General features: G+C 74.4%; 20 protein-coding genes and 2 tRNA genes. 17 read left to right on the forward strand and 5 right to left on the reverse strand.

Annotated features, from left to right (window positions below; translation table 11 throughout):
- Positions 1 to 9: 9 nt before the first annotated feature.
- On the reverse strand, positions 10 to 588 hold the full coding sequence (locus tag ABZS66_RS26840) for a hypothetical protein (protein WP_354762216.1): 579 nt from the start codon (positions 586 to 588) through the stop codon (positions 10 to 12).
- Between the two features lie 110 nt (positions 589 to 698).
- Here ABZS66_RS26840 and ABZS66_RS26845 point away from each other — a divergent pair, with 110 nt between their 5' ends.
- The 14 genes from ABZS66_RS26845 (at position 699) to ABZS66_RS26910 (ending at position 14,001) form a co-directional block, all read left to right on the forward strand.
- Entirely contained in the window at positions 699 to 1,859 is a 1,161-nt protein-coding gene (locus ABZS66_RS26845; protein WP_354762218.1) for a S8/S53 family peptidase, read from the forward strand.
- Between the two features lie 98 nt (positions 1,860 to 1,957).
- A complete protein-coding gene (locus ABZS66_RS26850; protein ID WP_354762220.1) occupies positions 1,958 to 2,530 on the forward strand; it encodes a sigma-70 family RNA polymerase sigma factor in 573 nt (190 codons plus the stop codon).
- 31 nt (positions 2,531 to 2,561) lie between these two features.
- Positions 2,562 to 3,014 (forward strand): hypothetical protein, encoded by a 453-nt coding sequence (locus ABZS66_RS26855; protein WP_354762221.1) that lies wholly within the window; start codon positions 2,562 to 2,564, stop codon positions 3,012 to 3,014.
- Positions 3,015 to 3,095: 81 nt separating this feature from the next.
- Positions 3,096 to 3,171: transfer RNA gene (locus ABZS66_RS26860), tRNA-Ala, on the forward strand.
- Between the two features lie 69 nt (positions 3,172 to 3,240).
- Positions 3,241 to 3,313, forward strand: a tRNA-Gly gene (locus ABZS66_RS26865).
- Positions 3,314 to 3,345: 32 nt separating this feature from the next.
- Positions 3,346 to 4,581, forward strand: coding sequence for an SDR family oxidoreductase (locus ABZS66_RS26870; RefSeq protein ID WP_354762223.1), 1,236 nt, complete (start codon positions 3,346 to 3,348; stop codon positions 4,579 to 4,581).
- On the forward strand, positions 4,575 to 5,693 hold the full coding sequence (locus ABZS66_RS26875; protein WP_354762225.1) for a gala protein: 1,119 nt from the start codon (positions 4,575 to 4,577) through the stop codon (positions 5,691 to 5,693). The genes ABZS66_RS26870 and ABZS66_RS26875 overlap by 7 nt, the downstream gene beginning before the upstream one ends.
- Positions 5,690 to 7,201 carry an ankyrin repeat domain-containing protein gene (locus ABZS66_RS26880; protein ID WP_354762227.1) on the forward strand — a complete coding sequence of 504 codons (1,512 nt, stop codon included), beginning with the start codon at positions 5,690 to 5,692 and terminating at the stop codon, positions 7,199 to 7,201. Before ABZS66_RS26875 ends, ABZS66_RS26880 begins: the two co-directional genes overlap by 4 nt.
- An 80-nt stretch (positions 7,202 to 7,281) precedes the next feature.
- On the forward strand, positions 7,282 to 8,778 hold the full coding sequence (locus ABZS66_RS26885) for a hypothetical protein (protein ID WP_354762229.1): 1,497 nt from the start codon (positions 7,282 to 7,284) through the stop codon (positions 8,776 to 8,778).
- Positions 8,779 to 8,788: 10 nt separating this feature from the next.
- On the forward strand, positions 8,789 to 9,955 hold the full coding sequence (locus tag ABZS66_RS26890) for an AAA family ATPase (protein WP_354762231.1): 1,167 nt from the start codon (positions 8,789 to 8,791) through the stop codon (positions 9,953 to 9,955).
- A gap of 44 nt (positions 9,956 to 9,999) precedes the next feature.
- Positions 10,000 to 11,385, forward strand: a complete 1,386-nt coding sequence (locus tag ABZS66_RS26895; RefSeq protein ID WP_354762233.1) for a VWA-like domain-containing protein — start codon at positions 10,000 to 10,002, stop codon at positions 11,383 to 11,385.
- A 65-nt stretch (positions 11,386 to 11,450) separates the two neighbouring features.
- Positions 11,451 to 12,131: a hypothetical protein gene (locus tag ABZS66_RS26900; RefSeq protein ID WP_354762235.1), complete on the forward strand. Its 681-nt coding sequence runs from the start codon at positions 11,451 to 11,453 to the stop codon at positions 12,129 to 12,131.
- Complete coding sequence (locus tag ABZS66_RS26905) at positions 12,128 to 13,273, forward strand: histidine kinase (RefSeq protein WP_354762237.1); 1,146 nt, start codon at positions 12,128 to 12,130, stop codon at positions 13,271 to 13,273. Before ABZS66_RS26900 ends, ABZS66_RS26905 begins: the two co-directional genes overlap by 4 nt.
- Positions 13,261 to 14,001 carry a response regulator transcription factor gene (locus tag ABZS66_RS26910; RefSeq protein ID WP_354762265.1) on the forward strand — a complete coding sequence of 247 codons (741 nt, stop codon included), beginning with the start codon at positions 13,261 to 13,263 and terminating at the stop codon, positions 13,999 to 14,001. Before ABZS66_RS26905 ends, ABZS66_RS26910 begins: the two co-directional genes overlap by 13 nt.
- On the opposite strand, the gene ABZS66_RS26915 is transcribed toward ABZS66_RS26910, so the two are convergent.
- On the reverse strand, positions 13,976 to 14,896 hold the full coding sequence (locus ABZS66_RS26915; RefSeq protein ID WP_354762239.1) for an SDR family oxidoreductase: 921 nt from the start codon (positions 14,894 to 14,896) through the stop codon (positions 13,976 to 13,978). The two genes, ABZS66_RS26910 and ABZS66_RS26915, sit on opposite strands and share 26 nt — an antisense overlap.
- Before the next feature lie 83 nt (positions 14,897 to 14,979).
- Between ABZS66_RS26915 and ABZS66_RS26920 the strand changes: the two genes are divergently transcribed.
- Positions 14,980 to 15,603, forward strand: a complete 624-nt coding sequence (locus tag ABZS66_RS26920; RefSeq protein WP_354762241.1) for a TetR/AcrR family transcriptional regulator — start codon at positions 14,980 to 14,982, stop codon at positions 15,601 to 15,603.
- A 43-nt stretch (positions 15,604 to 15,646) separates the two neighbouring features.
- Positions 15,647 to 16,564: a PAC2 family protein gene (locus ABZS66_RS26925; protein WP_354762243.1), complete on the forward strand. Its 918-nt coding sequence runs from the start codon at positions 15,647 to 15,649 to the stop codon at positions 16,562 to 16,564.
- Here the strand turns inward: ABZS66_RS26925 and ABZS66_RS26930 are convergent.
- On the reverse strand, positions 16,561 to 17,163 hold the full coding sequence (locus tag ABZS66_RS26930; RefSeq protein ID WP_354762245.1) for a cysteine hydrolase: 603 nt from the start codon (positions 17,161 to 17,163) through the stop codon (positions 16,561 to 16,563). The genes ABZS66_RS26925 and ABZS66_RS26930 overlap by 4 nt on opposite strands.
- Before the next feature lie 63 nt (positions 17,164 to 17,226).
- On the opposite strand from ABZS66_RS26930, the gene ABZS66_RS26935 reads away from it, so the two are divergent.
- A complete protein-coding gene (locus ABZS66_RS26935) occupies positions 17,227 to 18,057 on the forward strand; it encodes a phosphoribosylaminoimidazolesuccinocarboxamide synthase (protein WP_354762247.1) in 831 nt (276 codons plus the stop codon).
- Here ABZS66_RS26935 and ABZS66_RS26940 read toward each other — a convergent pair.
- Positions 18,046 to 19,116, reverse strand: coding sequence for a D-alanine--D-alanine ligase family protein (locus ABZS66_RS26940; protein ID WP_354762249.1), 1,071 nt, complete (start codon positions 19,114 to 19,116; stop codon positions 18,046 to 18,048). The genes ABZS66_RS26935 and ABZS66_RS26940 overlap by 12 nt on opposite strands.
- Positions 19,113 to 20,213, reverse strand: coding sequence for an alanine racemase (gene alr, locus ABZS66_RS26945; protein WP_354762251.1), 1,101 nt, complete (start codon positions 20,211 to 20,213; stop codon positions 19,113 to 19,115). The genes ABZS66_RS26940 and alr overlap by 4 nt, the downstream gene beginning before the upstream one ends.
- Positions 20,214 to 20,313: the final 100 nt, after the last annotated feature.

Below are 20,313 nucleotides of genomic sequence, written 5' to 3' on the forward strand. Positions count from 1 at the left end.
CAGCCGGGGTCAGTCCCAGTCCCGGGCGATCTCCTCCGCCATGGCGCCGACCAGCGTGGGCAGCACGCCGGGCTCGATCCCGTCGGGGACGACCCGGCCGTCGACCAGCGCCTTGGCGGCGGCCGACCAGTTCGCGACCAGCTGGCCCGGCGGGACCGCGTAGGACATGAGGTGCGCGGCCTCGACGATCGCGCCGAGCAGCGCGTCACGGGCCGGCGGGCGGTGCGCGGGGTCCCGCGGCAGCCCGGCGTGCAGGCGCCGCTGGGCGGCCTCCCGGGCGGGCTGGTCGAGGAGCAGCTCGCGGCGGCCCATCCCGAGGAAGACGGTGCCGGCGTGCCGGATCCGCCCGGCCGCGGTGAGCCGGTCGAGCCAGGGGTCGAGCCGCCCGTGGTGCTCCTTCCGGATGATCTTGCGAAGCTCCTTGTACGGCGGGAGCGGCTGCCAGGCGAGCACCGCCGGCACGAACTCGGCGGCCCGCAGCGCGTGCCGGATGCCGGGGTGCGCGAGCAGGTTGCGCGGGTCGGTCGCGTGGACGGCGAGCATGACGATGTCGTCGCCGAGCGCGGGCACCGTGGTCGTCGAGGTCACGCGATCACCGTAGGCAGCGCCGCGAACACCGGAAATCACGAACCGGCATTCGATGTATCAGGAAGGCGACTCGGCCCCTCTTCTTTCCGGAGCAGGTGAGGGAGGGGCAGATGGCACCAGCGGAGCAGTGGCGGACCCGCCGCGCGCGGCGCCTCGCCGGGGTGTCGTGGGTGCGCCGCGAGACCCGGGCCGACGGCAGCCCGGTGCGGTTCGTCGCCGACGAGCTGCTGGTGCTCGACGACCACTTCGCCACCGCACAGCAGGCGTTCGTGGAGCAGGGCCTCGCCGCGCGGGACGTCATCGAGGAGGGGGACGTCCCGAGCGGCTTCCGGCGGGTCCGGGTGCCGGGCCTGGACGTGGCGCGAGCCGCGCGCCGGGTCCGGGTGCAGGCCGAGGCGGCCGGCGACACCCGGGTCGCCGCCGGGCCCAACCACGTGTTCGTCGCCACGGCGTTCGAGCACGCGGGGGCCTACGGCCCGCCCAGACCGGCGGTGCCGGGCCGGCTGACCGAGCCGGCGGAGACGGACGAGCAGGTGGGGGTGCTGGTGCTGGACACCGGCGTCTGGCTCAACAGCCCGCTGCCCAAGGAGCGGTATGTCGCCGACGAGCCGTCCGACGGCGACGCCGACGACGAGGGGGTCGCCGACGGGGACGCGGGCCACGCCAACTTCGTCGCGGGGGTCCTGCTGGGCCGGTCGCGACGGGCGCGGCCACGGTTGATGAAGATCGTCGACACGTTCGGGGTGTGCCGGGAGACCGACCTGGTGGCGGGCCTCCGGCAGGCGGACGACTATCAGCTCATCAACCTGTCGCTCGGGGGGTACACGCTCGACGACCGGCCGCCGGTGCTGCTCACGGCGGCGCTGGCGCGGCTGCTCACCACGGGTGACCGGGTGGTCGTCGCCGCGGCGGGCAACGACGGGCAGCACAACCGGCCGTTCTGGCCGGCCGCGTATGCGGGGACCAGCGCGCCGTGGCGCCGGCGCGTGGTCGCCGTCGCGGCCCACGACGGGAGGCGGATCTGCGAGTGGTCGAACACCGGGACCTGGATCACGGTGGCGGCGCCGGGGGCCGACGTCACCAGCACGTTCGTCGACCACGACCGGTTCCCGGACGGCTGGGCGCGGTGGAGCGGCACGTCGTTCGCCACGCCGTACGTCACGGCGGCGATCGCCGACGCGCTGCCGGCGGCCGGTTCGGCCCGGCTGGCCGCGGAGGCGGTCCTGGCGGGGGCCGACCGGCGGTACGGCCGGTACACGGGGCTGGGCTGATCGTGATGCAGAACACCAGGGGGAGGGGGGTGACGGGGTGCGGCACGCTGGTCGCCGCATCCCGTCACCCCGGGGGCGCGATGCTACCCTTCGGGACCATGGCCGAGCCTGACAACGCTGCTACGTTGCGTGCCGCTGCCAGCGGCGATCAGCAGGCCTGGGAGTCCATTGTGGACCGGTATGCCAACCTGGTCTGGTCGGTCGCGCGCAGCTTCGGGCTGGGGCAGTCCGACGCCGCCGACGTGAGCCAGGGCACCTGGCTGCGGCTCGTCGAGCACATCGGCGACGTCCGCGACGCCGACAAGCTCGGCTCCTGGCTGGCCACCACCGCGCGCCGCGAGGCGATCGCGCTGCTGCGCAAGAGCGGCCGCGACGTCCCGGCCGGCGCCGCCGCCGACTTCGTCGGCCACCTCGGGGTCCAGCTGGGCCTCGACCAGGACGTCGACGAGCCCGACGCGGGCGTGCTGCGCGACGAGCGCGACGCCGTGCTCTGGCACGAGTTCCGCGCGCTGTCCGGCCAGTGCCAGCAGCTGCTGCGGGTGCTCATCGCCGATCCGGCGCCGAGCTATGCCGAGGTGTCGGCCGCGCTCGACGTGCCGATCGGCAGCATCGGTCCGACCCGCCAGCGCTGCCTGGGCACGCTGCGCCGACGATTGGCGGCTTCGATATGACGCGCTGCTGCTGCTGGGCAGGGCCGACCCGATGATCGGGGAGGAAGAGGTGCTGAGCTCATTGCGTGAGATCGCCGGCCGGCAGGATCCGGTGCCACCGTCCGTCCTGGCGGCGGCCCGGGCCAGCCTGGCCTGGCGGAACCTGGACTCGCAGCTGGCCGACCTGGTCCGTGACTCGCTGGAGAGCCGGCTGATCGCCGTGCGGGGCGGCGGGCCGCGGCTGCTGACCTTCCTGGGCGGGGCGCTGACCATCGACGTGCAGGTGACGTCGCACGACGGCACGGTCGAGGTGGTCGGCGAGCTCGACCCGGCCAAGCCGGCCAGGGTGGTCGTGGAGTCGCCCGGCGGCACCGTTGAGACGGCGGCCGACCAGCAGGGCCGGTTCAAGGTCTCCGGGGTCGCCGCGGGGCCGGTCCGGCTGCGCTGCGAGCCGCGGGACGAGGGCGCCTTCGCGCCGGTCCGCACGGAATGGGTGCAGTTGTAGACAGTTCGCCACGAGGCGGGCGGTTCCGGCGGGGTGGCCGGGTCCTGAGCTGTCCGGCGGCAGGCTAAGCTACCCCGCGGCAGGGCCGTAGCGCAGAGGTCGTCGCGCCGGCGCAGCAGGCTGGAGGACGCCGGTTCGATTCCGGCCGGTCTTGCCACAGTCCAGGATTCTCGGCGGGGCTCCGCCACCCGCAGCCCCGGCCGAGGCGGCTACGCTGCCGCATCGGTGGGCTGTAGCGCAGAGGTCGTCGCACCGTCTTGCCAGGACGGAGGACGCCGGTTCGATTCCGGCCGGTCCACCGCCCGTGGCGGGCAGGGACTACGCTTCGGCGGTGCCTCGCCTGGACCCCGACGACGTCGCCGCCTTCCTGCGCGTGCTCAACGCCGTCGAGGACGGCGCCGACGACGACCCGCAGGTGATGCTGGTCCGCCGTGCGGTGCACCAGGCGCACCGGAGCCGCAAGAAACAACAGAAGACCGAGCGCCGCCAGGCCGTCTCCGCGCACGACCGGCGGCTGGTCACCGAGCCCGCGGCCGACGGCGCCGAGCTGATGCGGCCCCGCGACTGCTACGTGTGCAAGTCGCCGTACCGGCGGGTCCCGCTCGCCTACCCGCAGATGTGCGAGCGCTGCGCCACCGACAGCGGCGCCCGCCGGCACGCCCGCTGCGACCTGCGCGGCCGGCGGGCGATCGTCACCGGCGGCCGGATCAAGATCGGGTTCCACACCGCGCTGAAGCTGCTGCGCGACGGCGCCGAGGTCATCGTCACCACCCGCTTCCCGCGCGACGCCGCCCGCCGCTTCGCCGAGCGGGCCGACGCCGGCGACTGGATCGACCGGCTGCACGTCCACGGCGTCGACTTCCTCGACCTGCCCGGCGTCGTCGGGCTGGTCGACGCGGTCAAGGCCCGCTGGGACCACCTCGACATCCTGGTCAACAACGCGGCCCAGACCATCCAGCGGCCGGCGGAGTACCATCGCGAGCTGCGCAGCGCCGAGGGACTGGCGCTCACCGGCCCGGCCTCCACTGTGGACTTCTTCCCGGCCGGCCGGGTCGACGAGACGGGCGAGCCGCTCGACCTGCGCCCAGTCAACAGCTGGACGCTGCGGCTGCACGAGGTCACCCCGCGGGAGTGGATGGAGGTGCAGGTGGTGAACGCATTCGTGCCGTTCATGCTGATCGCCCAGCTCCGGCCGCTGCTGCGGGCCTCGCCGCACCCCGACCGCTACGTGGTCAACGTGTCGGCGATGGAGGGCAGCTTCAGCCGCCGCAACAAGACCAGCCGGCACCCGCACACCAACATGGCCAAGGCGTCGCTGAACATGCTGACCCGCACGATCGCCTCCGAGTACGTGCTCGACGGCATCCACGTCACCAGCGTCGACACCGGCTGGGTCACCGACGAGCGGCCCCAGCCGGCCAAGGAGGCGCTGCACGAGGCCGGGTTCCGGGTGCCGCTCGACGTCGTCGACGGCGCCGCCCGCGTCTACGACCCGATCGTCCGCGGCGTCCACGGCGACCGCGTCTCCGGCGTCTTCCTGAAGGACTACCAGGTGGTGCAGTGGTAGAGATCGCGTGCCCCGTGCTCGAGGTGCCGGCCGTCCCGCCGGCCGACCCGGCGCTGTTGGCCCCGCTGCTGGAGCGCCTCGGCGACCCGGCACCGGTCGCGGACACCGAGCGGTTCCCGCTCGGCACGCTCCAGCCCGACGGGCGGGTCGACCTGTGCAAGCAGGGCATCGGGGCGTCCGGCGTGACGCGCGTGCTCGACCGGGTGGTCCGCTCGCCGCACGCGGTGCACCTGCTCCTCGGCACGAACAGCCTCGGCGCCGAGGGCACCCGCGCACTCGCCGACGCGCTCGGTCCCGAGCATCGGTTGGAGACGTTGTACCTCGGGTGCAACGCGATCGACGCGGCCGGCGCGGCGCCGCTGTTCGACCGGCTGGCCACCGACGGCAGCGTCCGCGCGCTATGGCTCAAGCGCAACCCGCTCGGCGACGCGGGCGTCACCGCGCTCGCCGCCATGCTGCGCCGCAACGCCGCCATCGACACCCTCGACCTGGTCAACACCGGCCTGACCAGCGCGAGCCTGGCCGTGCTGGTCGACGCGCTCGCCGCCCGCGAGCGGCCGGTCACCCGGGTCTTCCTCGGCGGCAACGGCCTCGGCCCGGCGGCGGCGCCGCTGCTCGCCGCGCTGCTGCGCGACTGTGGCGTCACCGGGCTGTTCCTCGCGGCCAACCACCTGACCGACGCGGGCGCCGCCGAGGTCCTGGCGGCCCTGGACCGGCCCGGCACCACGCTCGGCCTCGGCGGCAACGGCCTCTCCCCCGCCACCGTCGACCTGCTCGCCGCGAAACTGTCCATGATGGACAGCCTCGACCTCAGCCGGCCGCAGTCGCTGCGCGTGCTCGGCGCCAGCGACAACGTCGTCGGCGACGAGGGCGCGTTCCGCCTCGCCGACGCGCTGCCGGGCAGCCCGCTGCAGCGGCTCGACCTGCGGCACACCGGCGTCGCCGGACGCGGCGCGAAGCGCCTGCTGGAGGCCCTCGAGTCCGGCCGCACGGCGCTGCGCCGGCTGGCCCTCGGGCCCGACGTGCCGCGCCGCGTGAAGCGGGCCGTCGCGGCGTTGCTCCCGGCCGGCGAGCCGGCCCCCACCAGCGAGATCGTGAGCGTGTACCGATGACCACCGCCCTCATCTCCGCCGGCGAGCTGGGCGCGTGGCGGCGCATCCGCCACTACGCGGTGCCCGCCCGGATGATCCGCGCCGCGACCGAGGCCCGCCTCACCGGCGACTGGCGGGCCGCCTGCGCCGCGGCAGCCGTGGACGTCGACGCCGGGGCGGACTTCGGGCCGTTCGAGGACGACCTGCGCCACTTCGCGCCCGACCTGCTGCGCTGGCACCTGCCCCGCAACCCGGGCCGCGGCGACACGACCATCGCCCCGCGGCTGCTCACGGTGCTCGTCCGCGGCGACGGCCGGGCGCTCTGCGTGGAGCTGCCCCGGCTCGGCTTCGGCTCGCAGTGGCTGCGGCTCGTCGTCCTCGACGAGGACGACGTCAAGGACGACGACCGGTACCACGGCCTGCACGAGGTCACCGAGCGCCGCTACCTGTGGGACGCCCGCGAGGCGCCCGAGCTGCTGGCCCGCACCTCCCCCGGCTTCCGCGACTCGCCGGTGCTGGCGCTGCAGGACGCCGACCGGCAGGTCGAGGCCTGGAACGCGGGCGGGATCGCGCTCGACGAGGCGCCGGAGTTCGAGGACGACGACTGGCGGATGCGGTACTTCAGACGCGCCCTCGCCACCTTCGACCTCGACCCCGCCGTAGTGCTCGCCGCCGCCCGCGACCGCGGCATGGACACCGTCCGGCTCCGCGTCGGGTGGTACAACGAGATCCACGTCACCGGGATCCTCGGCGGTGACCGGCCGCGCGGCGAGTGGGTCCCGAACGACCGCGAGGACAGCGACGGGCTGCTCGACGCCGACACCCTGCGCCGGCCGATCGACGTGCACCTGGTCCGGCTGGGGCTGCTGCCGCCGGAGCGGCTGCACCCGCTGGTCCTGGCGGCGTTCGACCCGTCCGCGACCTGGCGGCCGTTCGAGCCGCCGGCCGGGGCGCCGGTCCGGGTGCGCTGCGGCGACGCTTCGGGACCAGCCTGGCACGACGTGCGCATGGCCGACGGCAAGTTCACCGTGCCGCACAGCGACGAGGAGCGGCAGCGCGAGGAGACGATGCGCGCCCTCGGCGGCGCGACGCACGGCTGCTTCGCCGCCGAGCGGGCCTGGCGCCACCGCGGCGAGCGGCTCCCCCGCGAGCTGGAGGAGCAGCGGCGCGACCTGATGCTGCGGGCCCAGCACGGCGACCTGGCCGGGGTGACCGCGCTGCTCGACGCCGGGATCGACCCGCACGCCCGCGACCTGCACGGCCGCACGCTGCTGCACCTGCTGTCCTGCCTCGGCGGCGACCTCGGGCTGCTCGACCGGCTGCTCGCCGCCGGCCTCGACCTCGACGACCGGGACAACCGCGGGTACAGCGTGCTGCACAACGCGGTCCGCGCCGGCGGGTCGCCGGAGCTGGTGCGGGCGCTGCTGGCGGCCGGCGCGGACCCGGACACCGAGGACTTCGTGGGCGACACCCTGGCCGACGACGTGGAGCGCCTCCGCGAGCACGACCTGGCGTTCCTCATCGCATGACCGGTCCGGAGCGAGGCGGAGGGGCCGGTCGTCATGGGCTCGGCCACTGAGGCATGCGGCCGGAGCGGGGCGGAGGTCGCATGACGGACCTGAAGGCGTGGGCGCGGCTGCGGCGGTACGCCGTGCCCCGCTGGATGATCGAGGAGGCGACGGCGCGGCGGCTGGCCGGTGACTGGGCGGGGGCGTGCGCCGCGGCCGACGTCGCGCTCGGCCCCGAACTCGGCCCGGAGCTCGGCGCGGAGCTCGCCGGCGTGCCGGACGAGGTCGCCGAGGACGTCCGGAACCTGGTGCCCGAGCTGCTGCGCTGGCACCTGCCCCGCGACCCGGTGACGCACGACCTGCCGCGCCGCACGATCCCGCTGGCGTACTACGCCGACGGCCGCGCGCTGACGGTGCAGCGGCGGCACTCGTGGGGCGACGGGCAGGGGTTGCTGCTGCGGTACGGCCGGGAACAGCAGGGCCTGGAGGGCGACGGCCTGCACCTGAACCGCGAACGCTGGGACGGACGGCGGACGGCGGACCTGCGGGTGACGGCCGACCCCGAGCTGCTGCGGCTCCAGGACGCCGGCGAGTGGCGGGCGGCCTGGACCCGGGCCGGGTTCGACGTCGGGTCGTTCGAGCACGACTCGGCGCCGCCGTACGCCCGGGAGGCCGCCCAGGCCCGCCTGCGCGCCGGCGACCACGACCTGCCCCGCCTGGCGGACGCGGTCCGGGCGACCGCCGCCCGGCACCGCGCGCCGGGGGTCCTGGTGCCGCTGCACTGGCGGGAGTCGGCCGTGATCGACGCGGCGACCCTGCGGGTCAGCCACACCGGCGCGTGGCACCCCGGGTACCAGGCCGAGCGGCCGCTGCCGGTCCTGCCGGCGGCGCGGGTCGTGCGGCCGGTCGACTTCGACCTGGTCCGGCACGGCCACCTCCCGGCGCCGGCGCTGCACCCGCTGGTGGCGTCGGCGCTGTTCCCGGACGCCGCGTCCGCGGCGGCCGGCGAGCCGGTCTCCGTCGAGCCGATCCGGGTGCGCTGCCTCGGCGAGTGGCACCTGGTCACCATGTCCGCGGTCGGGTTCACGACCCCGCACACCCCGGCCGAGCTGCGGCGCGAGCAGGCCATGCACGCCCTGGGCGGCCCGCCGCTCACCGGCTGCTTCGCGGCCGTCACCGGCTGGAGCGACCCGCGCGTGCGGCTGCCGAAGCACCTGCGGGTGCGCCGTCGTACCGTGGTGCTGCGGGCCGCGCACGGCGATGCCCCCGCCATCGGGGCGCTCGTCGATGCCGGCCTCGACCCGACCCTGTGCGACGGGCGCGGCCGGACGCTGCTGCACCTGCTGAGCTGGTCCCCGCGGCCGGAGCCGCTGCTGCGCCGGCTCGTGGCCCTGGGCCTGGATGTGGAGGCGCGCGACCACGAGGGGTATACGCCGCTGCTGTTCGCGATCGCGGCCGGCGGGTCGGCGGCGTTCGTGTCCGAACTGGTCGCGCTCGGCGCCCGGCGCGGGGTCAGCCTGCCCGACGGCACTGACGCGGCCGAGCTTGCCGAACGGTACGGAAGAAGCAACGAATTTTCTGTCGTACTCGGCCGCTAACCTCTGCGGCATGAGTCTTCTCGCCGAGGCCGACGAGCTGATCGCGGCCACCCGGGCCACGCGGGTGGAGCTGCGGCCCAACATCCAGCTGGAGGCGCTCGCCCTCGCCGTCTCCGCCAACCTGCCGGTGCTGTTGTGGGGCGAGCCCGGCATCGGCAAGTCCTCGGCGCTGCAGCAGCTGTCCGACCGGCTCGGCGTGACGATGGAGACGGTCATCGCGAGCATCCACGAGCCGTCCGACTTCGCCGGCCTGCCCGTCGTCGGCGACGACCCGGCGACGCAGGGCGTCCCGATGGCCCCGCCCGACTGGGCGGTGCGCCTGAGCCGGCGCGGCGAGGGCATCGTGTTCTTCGACGAGCTGTCCTCGGCGCCGCCGGCCGTGCAGGCCGCGCTGCTGCGCGTGGTGCTGGAGCGGCGGGTGGGCAGCCTGGAGCTGCCGCCGGCGATCCGGGTGGTCGCCGCGGCCAACCCGCCGGCCAGCGCCGCCGACGGGTGGCATCTGAGCCCGCCCCTCGCCAACCGGTTCGTCCACCTCCAGTGGACCCACGACCCGGCGGTCGTCGCCCGCGGCCTGGCCGGCACCTGGCCCACCGCCAACCTCCCCCGCGTCGAGCCGGGCCGCACCACGTCGGCGCTGGCCCGCGCCCGCGGCACGCTCTCCGGCTTCCTCACCGCCCGCCCCGGCCTGACCCACCACCTGCCGGCCGACGCCGAGGCCCGCGGCGGCGCCTGGCCGTCCCCGCGCACCTGGGAGATGGCGCTGCGCCTGCTCACCTTCGGCATGGCCAGCGACGCGGGCCGCGAGGCGCTGTCGACCGCCCTGGTCGGCGCGATCGGCGACGGCGCCGGCCTGGAGCTGCTCAACTACCTCGACGAGCTGGACCTCCCCGACCCCAACCGGGTCCTGGCCAACCCGGACGCGTTCCAGCTGCCGTCCCGCGGCGACCGCCAGCTCGCCTTCCTGACGGCGATCGTGGCGGCGGTCCAGTCCGATCTGACCCACGCCCGCTGGGACGCGGCCTGGACGGTCCTCGCCAAGGCCGTCGACGCCGGCGTCCCCGACGTGGCCGCCCGCGCCGCGCACGACCTGGCCGTCATGCGCCACAAGTCCTGGGCGGTGCCGCCGACGATCGACGCGTTCGTCGACATCCTGCGCCTGTCGGGAGCGTTGAGCTGACCACCGACCAGACCTCGACGACGCCCGCGCCCCCGCCGGCCGCGGTGCCGGCCCAGCGCCGCCCCGACCACGACACCGCCCCGGCCGACGGCGCGCACAACGGCGCCGCGGGTGCGCAGCCGCCCCCGGCCGACGGTCTGCCGCCGGCCCACCCGCCGTCGGGCGACCACGACGATGCCCAGCCCGCTGCGAACGACGAGGGCGCGGGTGAGCACCTGTGCGGGCACCATGCTGCGGAGGCGAAGGCGCCCGCCGGCGCGGTGCTCGACCGGACCAAGCTGCTCGCGGCGCGGTTCCGGGCGGCGAAGCTGCGGCCGTATCTCGCGACCGCGCTGTATGCGCTGTCGGTGGTGCCCAGCTGGCACCTCGCGACGATGGGGGTCGACCGGCACTGGCGGCTGTACGTGAACCCGGAGTTCGTCGCCGGGCACGACGTCGACGAGCTCGCCGGGGTCTGGATCCACGAGGTCGCGCACCTGCTGCGCGACCACCACGGGCGGGCCGACCGGCTGCAGACCGCGGACCGGATCGACCACCACCGGGTCAACCTCGCGCAGGACTGCGAGATCAACGACGACCTCGTGGCCGACGGGCTGACGCTGCCGGCGGCTCGGGTCGAGCCGAAGACGTTCGGGCTGCCGGAGGGGCGGCTCTTCGAGGAGTATCTGGACGGCATCCCGGCTACGCCGGCCTTCTTCGTGCAGTGCGGGTCCGGGGCGCACGGCATCACCGTGCCCGGCGAGCTCGGTGAGGGCGGGGCGCCCGAGGTGCGGCCGGTCGAGGCCGACGCGATCCGGCGGCAGACGGCCGCGGCGGTCCGCTCGCACGTGCGGTCGCAGGGCACCGTGCCGGACGGCTGGAAGCGCTGGGCCGACCAGATCGCCGAGCCGGTCGTCGACTGGCGGCGGCTGCTCACCGGGGCGCTGCGGCAGGCCGTGGCGTGGGCGAGCGGGGCGGTCGACTACACGTATGCGCGGCCGGGGCGGCGCAGCGGCGCGCTGCGCGGGGTGGTGCTGCCGAGCCTGCGGCGGCCGCTGCCGCAGGTCGCGATCGTCATCGACACGTCCGGGTCGATGGGGCAGGACGACCTGGCGTCGGCGCTGGGCGAGGTCACCGGCGTGCTGCGGGCGGTCGGCATCCGGGGCAACCGGGTCACGGTCCTGGCCTGCGACGCCGACGTGCACGCCGTGACGCGGGTGACGAAGGCGGAGCAGGTGCAGCTGGCCGGCGGCGGTGGCACCGACATGCGGGTCGGCATCACCCGGGCCCGGCAGGGGCCGGAGAAGCCGGAGATCATCGTCGTGCTGACGGACGGCTTCACGCCGTGGCCCGACGAGCCGATGGGCTGCCGGCTCATCGCCGGCCTGGTCGGCGCCGCCCCGCCTCCCCCGCCGGGCTGGGTGGAGGCGATCCACATCACCGGGACCTGACCGGACCCGACCTGACAACTTTCGGCGACTGTCCGCACGCCACCGGGACTGCCTACGGTGGCCGTATGGCTGATCACGTCCTGGGGCTGACGCGCCTCGACCGGGTGCTGCTCTGGGCCGGGCTGCCCGCGCTCGGTGCGCTCGCCGGGTGGGGGCTGCCCGTCGCCGCGCGGTGGCTGCTGTCGCTGCCGTGGACGCCGTTCGCCGGGCCGCTGCGGCTGGTGGCGGAGCTCGACGACGGGCTCGGGCGGTACGCCGGAGTGGGGGCCGGACTGCTGCTCGGGGCCGTGTTCGCGTTCGTGGCCGTGTTCGAGACGCTGCGCGTGACGGTCGGCGACACCGAGCTGCGCCTCACCGAGGGCGACCGGACGCGGACGGTGGCCCGCCGCGACGTCGACGCCGTGTTCGTCGACGGGAGCCTGCTCGTGGTGCTCGACCGGGAGTCCCGGCAGGTCGTGCGGGACAAGCTGGAGGGCGCCGGCAAGGCGGGCGTGGAGGAGGCGTTCCGCGCGCACGGGTACCCGTGGCAGCCGCGCGACCCGTACGAGGAGCTGTTCCGCCGCTGGGTGCCGGACCTGCCCGACCTGCCGGGCGCCGTCAACGCCGTGCTCGCCGCGCGGGCCGTGGCGCTGAGCAAGAAGAGCGCGAAGGACGCGGCCGAGCTGCGCGACGAGGTGCAGAAGCTCGGGTACACCGTCCGCGACGACGGCCCCACCCAGCACTGGCGGCCGCTGGTGCGGTCATGAGGCGCGCCCGCGACATCCTCGTCGACGCCACCGGCACGGCCATTGCCGTGCTGGTGTGGGCGATGGCGGCCGGCGCCGGGCTCGACAACGGCTCGCTGTCGGACGAGCGGTTCCTGCTCGGCTCGCTGCTCACCGTGCCCGCGGTCGTGCTGCTGTGGTGGCGGCGGCGCTGGCCGGTGGCGGTGGCGCTGCTCGTGCTGATCCCGTCGGCGGTGACCGACATGGCCGGCGGCGTGGCCGCGATCGCCGTGTTCGGCGTGGCGGTACACCGGCCGCTGCGGGTCGCCCTGTGGGTGGCGGCGGCGCACTTCGTGGTGCCGATCCCCTACACCGTCGTGTACCCCGACCCGGACCTCAACCCGGTCGGCGCCAACACGATCGCGCTGCTGATCCTGGCGGTCGCCGTGGCCTGGGGCGTCAACGTGCGTGGCCGGCGCGAGCTGGTCGCGTCGCTGCGCGAGCGGGCGGTCCGCGCCGAGCAGGCCGCCGAGCAGCAGGCCGAGCTCCAGCGCGGCCTGGAGCGGGAGCGCATCGCGCGGGAGATGCACGACGTGCTGGCCCACCGGATCTCGCTCATCAGCCTGCACGCGGGCGCGCTGGAGATCCGCAAGGACCTGTCGCGCGAGCAGGTGGCCGCGGCCGGCACCACGATCCGGGCGAGCGCGCACCAGGCGATGGAGGAGCTGCGCGAGATCCTCGGCGTGCTGCGCACCAGCGCCGACGAGAGCCTGCGCCCCCGGCAGGACCTCGCGGACCTCGACGAGCTCGTGGCGGAGGCCCGCCAGGCCGGCACGCCGGTGTCCCTCGACAACCGGCTCGACGGAGCGGACACCCCGCCGCCGGTGGTCAACCGGACCGCGTTCCGCCTGGTCCAGGAGGGGCTGACCAACGCCCGCAAGCATGCGCCCGGCGCCGCGGTACAGCTGAGTCTCGCCCGGACCGACGAGGGCGACCTGCACATCCGGCTGCACAACCCGCTGCCGGCCCGGCCGGTCACCCCGGCGCTGCCCGGCTCGCGGTCGGGGCTCGTCGGGCTCGCGGAGCGGGTGAGCCTGGCCGGCGGGCGGCTGGAGCACGGGCCGCGGCGCACGGGCGGAGCGGTCGACTTCCATCTGGAGGCGTGGATACCGTGGCCGACGTGATCCGGTTGCTCATCGTCGACGACGACCCGCTCGTGCGGGCCGGGCTCGGCATGGTCCTCGGCGGCGACCCCACGCTCGACCTGGTCGGCGAGGCCGGGGACGGTGCGGCGGCGGTCGCCGCGGCGCGGTCGCTGCACCCGGACGTCGTCCTCATGGACATCCGCATGCCGCGGATGGACGGGCTGGCCGCCCTGGAGGCGCTCCAGGCGGCCGGGTCCGCCCCCGCGGTGATCATGCTGACGACCTTCGATACAGATGATCATGTACTGCGGGCGCTGCGCCACGGTGCGCACGGGTTCCTGCTCAAGGACACCCCGCCGCTGGCGATCCTCGACGCGGTGCGGCGGGTCGCCGGGGGCGAGCAGATGCTCTCGCCCTCCGTGGTACGACGGCTGATCGAGCACGTCGTGCACGACGAGGCCGGCGAGCGGCGGCGCGCGGCCGCCCGGGCGCTCGACGCGCTCACGCCGCGGGAGCGGGACGTCGCCGAGGCGGTGGCCGAGGGCGGCTCCAACGCCGAGATCAGCGCGGCGCTGCACATGAGCGTGGCGACGGTGAAGACCTACGTGTCGCGCATCCTCGCCAAGCTCGGCTGCACCAACCGCGTGCAGGTCGCGATCCTGGTGCACGAGGCGCGCCTCGGCGGCGGTGGCGGCGCACTCGGCGGTGGTGGCGGACCGCTCGGTGGCGGCGGCGGACCGCTCAGCGGTGGTAGCGGTCCGCGATGAAGCCGGGCCCGTCCGGCACCTGAGCGGCCGGCAGGGGCGCAGCGGTGTGCGCGCCGAAGCCGCGGCTGAGCGACCGGACCTGCGCCTCCATCGCCGGCACGCTGGTGCGCGCCTGGCGGGCCATGACGAGCTCGGCGAGGCGGCTGCTCAAGAACGTCCGCAGCCAGTACATCAGCGCCACGCTGCGCGGCACGAACACCTTGCGGCGGCGGCGCTCCAGCGCGTCGACGAACCGCTCGGCGCAGCGCTGCACCGACGTGGTCGACCCCATCGGCGGCGGCAGCCGGCGCAGCGTCTCGCGGAACGCGGGCAGGTCGTCCTTGGCGTCGCGCACCAGATCGGTGTCGATCCATGACGGGTGCGCGGTGCCCACGGCGACGCCGTGGTGCGCGACCTCCAGGCGCACGGCGTTGCCGAAGTGCTCGACGCCGGCCTTCGAGGCGCAGTACGGCGCCATGCCGGGCAGCGCCGCGAACGAGGCCGCCGACGCGACGATCAGCAGGTACCCCTGAGCGGCGATGAGCTGCGGCAGACAGGCCGCGGCCGTGCGCATGACCCCGACCAGGTTGACCTCGACCGTGCGTATCAGGGCGGCCACGTCGCCGGTGGCGACCGTGCCGCGGCTGGCCACGCCCGCGTTGGCGAGCACCGCGTCGATCCGCCCGTAGGCGGCGACGGTGCCGTCGACGGCCGCCGCCAGGCCGGCCTGGTCGGTGACGTCGCAGGCGAACCAGACCGCGCCGAGCTCGCCGGCGAGCGCCTCGAGCCGCTCGGGTTCGAGGCCGACGAGGGCAAGCTTGGCGCCGCGGGCGGCGGCGAGGCGGGCGGTGTGCTCACCGATCCCGCGGGCCGCCCCGGTGACGAGCACCACCTGTCCGGACAGACTGCGCTTCACGCGGGGCCTCCCATCGGCGGTACCGTTCAGTACCAGGCAAACTAGCACCAGGAATCATTCTCGCGGAAGGCCGGCAACATCACATGACGAGCACCAGGACCGTCGATGAGCTCCGGGCCGATCTCACCGGCGGGCTGGCCGCGTCGATCGCCGGGAAGGGCTACGCGGCGACCACGATCGCCGACATCGTCATGCACGCGCGTGTGTCGAAGCGCACGTTCTACGAGCACTTCACCGACAAGGAGGCCTGCCTCATGGCCCTGTACGAGCAGGGCTGCGAGCACCTCCTGGCCGTCGTGCGCGGCGCCGCGGTCGGCGGGCAGAAGTCGTGGAGGGAGCTCGTCAACGACGGCGTGACCGCGTACCTGAACGCCCTGGAGGGCATGCCCGCGGTCACCCGCACGCTGCTCGTGGAGATCCAGGCGGCCGGGCCGAAGGCGTTCCGCCTGCGCCAGCAGATGCAGCGGCGGTTCGCCGATACGCTGGTCGAGGTGGTCGACGCGGCCCGGGCGGCCGACCCGGCCATCCCGAGGCTGTCGCAGCTGCTGGCCATCGCCCTGGTGGGAGGCGTGCACGAGATGATGCTCCAGGTGTCCGACCCTTACACGGGCGCCGGCCCGTCGTTCACCACTCTGGCGCCCGCGGTGGACGCGCTCGTCTACGCGATCCTCACGAATCCGTGGGCGTCCCAGGATGGAATGATCTGACAGACCGACGGGTTGCAGGACTAAAAAAGGAGGCCGGGTTCCGGTGCTCAACCCAAGCGAGCTCTACACGCTCACCGACGACCCGCCGGCGGTCGACCGCCCGGTGCTCGTCCACGCGCTGACGGGCTTCGTCGACGCCGGCAACGCCAGCCGGCTCGCCCGCGAGCACCTGCTCACCGTCGGCTCCCCGCGCACCATCGCCACCTTCGACCTCGACCAGCTCTACGACTACCGCAGCCGCCGCCCGGCGATGCTGTTCGTCGAGGACCACTGGGAGCACTACGAGCAGCCGCGGCTGCTGCTGCGCGTGCTGCGCGACGCGACCGGCACCGAGTTCCTGCTCCTCGACGGCCCGGAGCCCGACCTGCAGTGGGAGCGGTTCACCGCCGCCGTGCTGGAGCTCATCGAGCGCTTCGAGGTGCGCGCGACGGTCGGCCTCACCGCGATCCCGATGGCCGTGCCGCACACCCGCCCGACCGGGGTGACGGCCCACGGCACCAGCCGTGACCTCATCGCCGGCTTCGAGCCGTGGCTGCAGCGGGTCCAGGTGCCGGGCAGCGTCGGCAACCTCCTGGAGTACCGCATCGGCCAGCAGGACCGCGACGCGTTCGGCTTCGCCGTGCACGTGCCGCATTACGTGGCGCAGGCCGAGTTCCCGGCCGCGGCGGAGAAGCTGCTGCAGTGCCTGTCCGACGCGACCGGGCTGCGGGTGCCGACCGAGGAGCTGCACTCGGCCGCCGAGGCGGTCCGCACCGAGATCGACGTGCAGATCGCCCAGGCGGACGAGGCGGCGTCGCTGGTGCGGGCGCTGGAGGAGCAGTACGACGCCTACACCCGCGGCCGCCAGGGCAACAACCTGCTCGCCGACTCGCCGGCGCCGCTGCCGACGGCCGACGAGATCGGCGCCGAGCTGGAGCGCTTCCTGGCCGAGCACTCGAGGGGCGACGACCCGCCGCTCTAGAGCTGCCGGGCGAACTCGTCCGCGGACATCGGGGTGGAGAACATCGGGAAGTCGTAGCGGATCGCGTTGTCGTGCTCCTCGGCCGAGGTCGCGGCCATGCAGTCCTGCAGCGTGATCACCTGATAGCCGTGCTCGTAGCCGGTGCGCATGGTCGACTCGACGCAGCAGTTGGTGAGGAAGCCGCCGATCGCGATCGTCGTGATCCCCTTGCTGCGCAGGATGAAGTCGAGGTTGGTGCTGGCGAACGTGTCGAGCCCGCGCTTGCCCTCGACGACGATGTCGCCCGGCTGCGGCGCGAGCTCGTCGGCGATCTCGGCGCCCCACTCCCCCTTCACGAAGGCGTTGCCGTCGACGACGCCCTTGAGGATGCCGTACGGGTGGGACGTGATCTCGTTGTAGCCGGGCGCGAACGTGATCGGCGCGTGGATGATCGTCACCCCGGCGGCCCGGGCCGCCGCGATCGCCGTGCGGGTGTTGGCGAGCATGCCGGTCTTCTCCATGACCGGCTGGACGGCGGCGTGGAACGCGCCGCCCGCGGAGACGAAGTCGTTCTGGTACTCGATGAGGACGATGGCGGTCTTGGCCGGATCGAAGCCCATGACAGGCACCTTTCTACGCGGACCTCAGCGTTCCCCACGCTACGCGCCCGATAGGCTTCCGGGGTGAAGCTGCTGCACTCGGGCAAGGTCCGCGACGTCTACGCGGACGGTGACGATCTCATCCTGGTGGCATCGGACCGCATCTCCGTCTACGACGTGGTCCTGCCGACGCCCGTCCCGGACAAGGGGAGCGTGCTCACCCGGCTGTCCCTGTGGTGGTTCGAGCAGCTCGCCGACATCGTGCCCAACCACGTGATCTCCGCCGAGGACGTGCCCGCCGAGTTCGCCGGCCGGGCCATCCGGTGCCGGCGGCTCGCGATGCTGCCCGTCGAGTGCATCGCCCGCGGCTACCTGGCCGGCCTGGGCCTCAGCGAGTACCGGGCCGGCGGCCAGATCGCCGGGGTGCCGCTGCCCGCCGGGCTCGTCGAGGGCTCGCGGCTGCCGTTGCCGGTGTTCACCCCGACCACCAAGGCCGCGGTCGGCGAGCACGACGAGTTCGTGACGCTCGACGAGGTCCGCGCGGAGATCGGCAAGGACGTGGCCGACGAGCTGCGCGACCTCACGCTGCGGGTGTACGAGCGGGGCGCTGCCGTCGCCGCCGAGCGGGGCATCGTCGTCGCCGACACGAAGCTGGAGTTCGGCCGGGACGCCGACGGCCGGGTGGTGCTCGCCGACGAGGTGCTCACCCCCGACTCGTCCCGCTTCTGGCCGCTCGACCAGTGGGAGCCGGGCCGCACCCAGTTCTCGTTCGACAAGCAGCTCGTGCGCGACTGGGCGCTGGGCACCGGCTGGGACAAGACGGCGCCGGGCCCGGAGGTGCCGGACGAGGTCGTCGCCCTGACCCGGGCCCGCTACGTCGAGGTCTACGAGCGGCTGACCGGCCTATCGTGGTAGCGCCGGTCGCGCCTGCCGGGCGAGCGCCGTGCGGATGAGCACGTCGCAGAGCGCCGGATAGTCCAGGCCGGCCACCCGGAACATCTGCGGGTACTGCGAGACGGCCGTGAACCCGGGGAACGTGTTCACCTCGTTGATCACCGGTTCCGTCCCGTACCGCAGGAAGAAGTCGACCCGCAGCAGTCCCCGGCACTCCAGGGCCCGGAACGTGCGCACCGACAGGTCCTGCAGCTGCTCGACGATCTGCGGGTCCAGCGGCGCGGGGATGTCGAAGATCGTCGACGGGTCGAGGTACTTCGCCTCGTAGTCGAAGAACTCGTGCTCGTCCGGGAAGCGGATCTCCAGCGGCGGCCCCACCTGCAGCGACCCGTCGGGGTGCTCGAGCACGCCGAGGTCGACCTCACGCCCGTGCACCATCTCCTCGACGAGCACCTTGGCGTCGCTGTCGCGCGCCTCGGTCAGCGCGGCCTCCAGCTCGCTCCAGTCCTCGACCTTCGACACGCCGAGGCTGGACCCGGCCCGCGACGGCTTGACGAACACCGGCAGCCCGAGCCGCTCCTTCTCGGCCGCGCTGAGGGTGCCCGCACCGCCGCGCAGGACGACCCCGTCGGCGACCGGCAGCCCCTCGGCGACCAGCAGCTTCTTGGTGAACTCCTTGTCCATGCCGGCGGCGCTGGCGAACACGCCGCTGCCCACGTACGGCAGGCGCACCATCTCCAGCACCGACTGGATCGTGCCGTCCTCGCCGTAGGGCCCGTGGATCGCCGGGAACACGACGTCGGCCTCGCGCAGCGTGCCAATCGCCTCGGCCAGGCTGGCCAGGGCGACCTCGCCCGTCTCCTTGGTCAGCGCGAGCAGGCCCTCCAGGTCGAGCTCCTCCGGCGAGGCGGCGTCGGCGCCGAAGACCCAGGTGCCGTTCGGCGTGATCCGCACCGGTACCACGTCGTAGCGCGACCGGTCGAGGTACCGCACGATGCTCAGCGCCGACTTGCACGAGACCTCGTGCTCCCCGCTGCGCCCTCCGAAGACGACGGCGACGCGCTTGCGCTCCTCAGTCATGCGGTTGCTCCCCAGTACGTTCGCGGGACCCGGGCCCCGATTCCAGTCAAGATCTCATGCGGGTTCGTCTGGGCCCACGCCGCCCACTCTTCCACGGTCGGCTCCCCCGCGCTGCCGTCGCCGAACAGCGTGATCTCGTCACCGAGCGCGACGGGGAGGTCGCCCGCGGCCACCACGAACTGGTCCATGGCGACCCGCCCGGCGATCGGCCGCCGCTGCCCGTGGACGCTGACCTCGCCCCGGTTGCTGAGCAGCCGCGGTACCCCGTCGGCGTACCCGACCGGCACCAGCACCATCGTCGACGTGGTCCCGGTGACGTACTGGTGGAGGTACGACACCCCGGTGCCCGGCGGCACGCGCTTGACGTTGACGGCCCGCGCCCGCAGCGTCATGGCCCGCCGGAGCCCCGCGGTGACCCCGGGGACGGGCTCGACCCCGTACAGCGCCAGCCCGGCCCGCACCAGGTCGTAGTGGGTCGCCGGATGGTCGACGATCCCGGCCGAGTTCGCCAGGTGCCGCACCTCGGGCTCGATCCCCGCCTTCCGCGCGATGTCGAGCGCCTCCTCGAACCGCTCGATCTGCTGCGCCACCGACGGGTTCCCGGGGTCGTCGGCGGAGGCGAGGTGCGACCAGATCCCCCGCACCGTGATGCCGCGCTGCTGGGCGGCGACCTTGACCAGCGCCGGCCACTCCTCCCACTGCACCCCGTTGCGGGTCAGCCCGGTGTCGACCTTGAGGTGCACCCGGGCGGCCCCGGCGCGCGCGATCGCCTCGAGATGCTCGCCGGTCGACACGGACAGGTCGATCTCGTTGCGGATGGCGGTCCGGAAGTCGTCGTCGTGCCCGTACAGCCAGGCGAGCACGGGCGCGTCGATCCCCGCGTCCCGGAGCTGGAGCCCTTCGGTGATGGACGTCACGCCGAGCCAGCTCACCCCGTGGTCCAGAACGGCGTTCGCAACGGGTAGCACTCCGTGACCGAACGCGTTCGCCTTGACGACGGCCATGGTCTGCGCCCGCGGCCCGGCCAGCCCGGCGAGCAGCCGCGCATTGTGCCCGATGGCACCGAGGTCGACGGCCGCCTCCGCGATGAGCCCCACCCGGTACACCCCCTTCTGCCCCGTCCCGCCGGGCCGATCATAGTGACAGAACGCGTCACGCACCGTCACAGGTTGCCAAGCCGACACACCACCCCGCCGC

Origin of the sequence: Dactylosporangium sp. NPDC005572, assembly GCF_040605515.1 — a bacterium.
In the GTDB taxonomy this organism is placed as follows: domain Bacteria; phylum Actinomycetota; class Actinomycetes; order Mycobacteriales; family Micromonosporaceae; genus Dactylosporangium.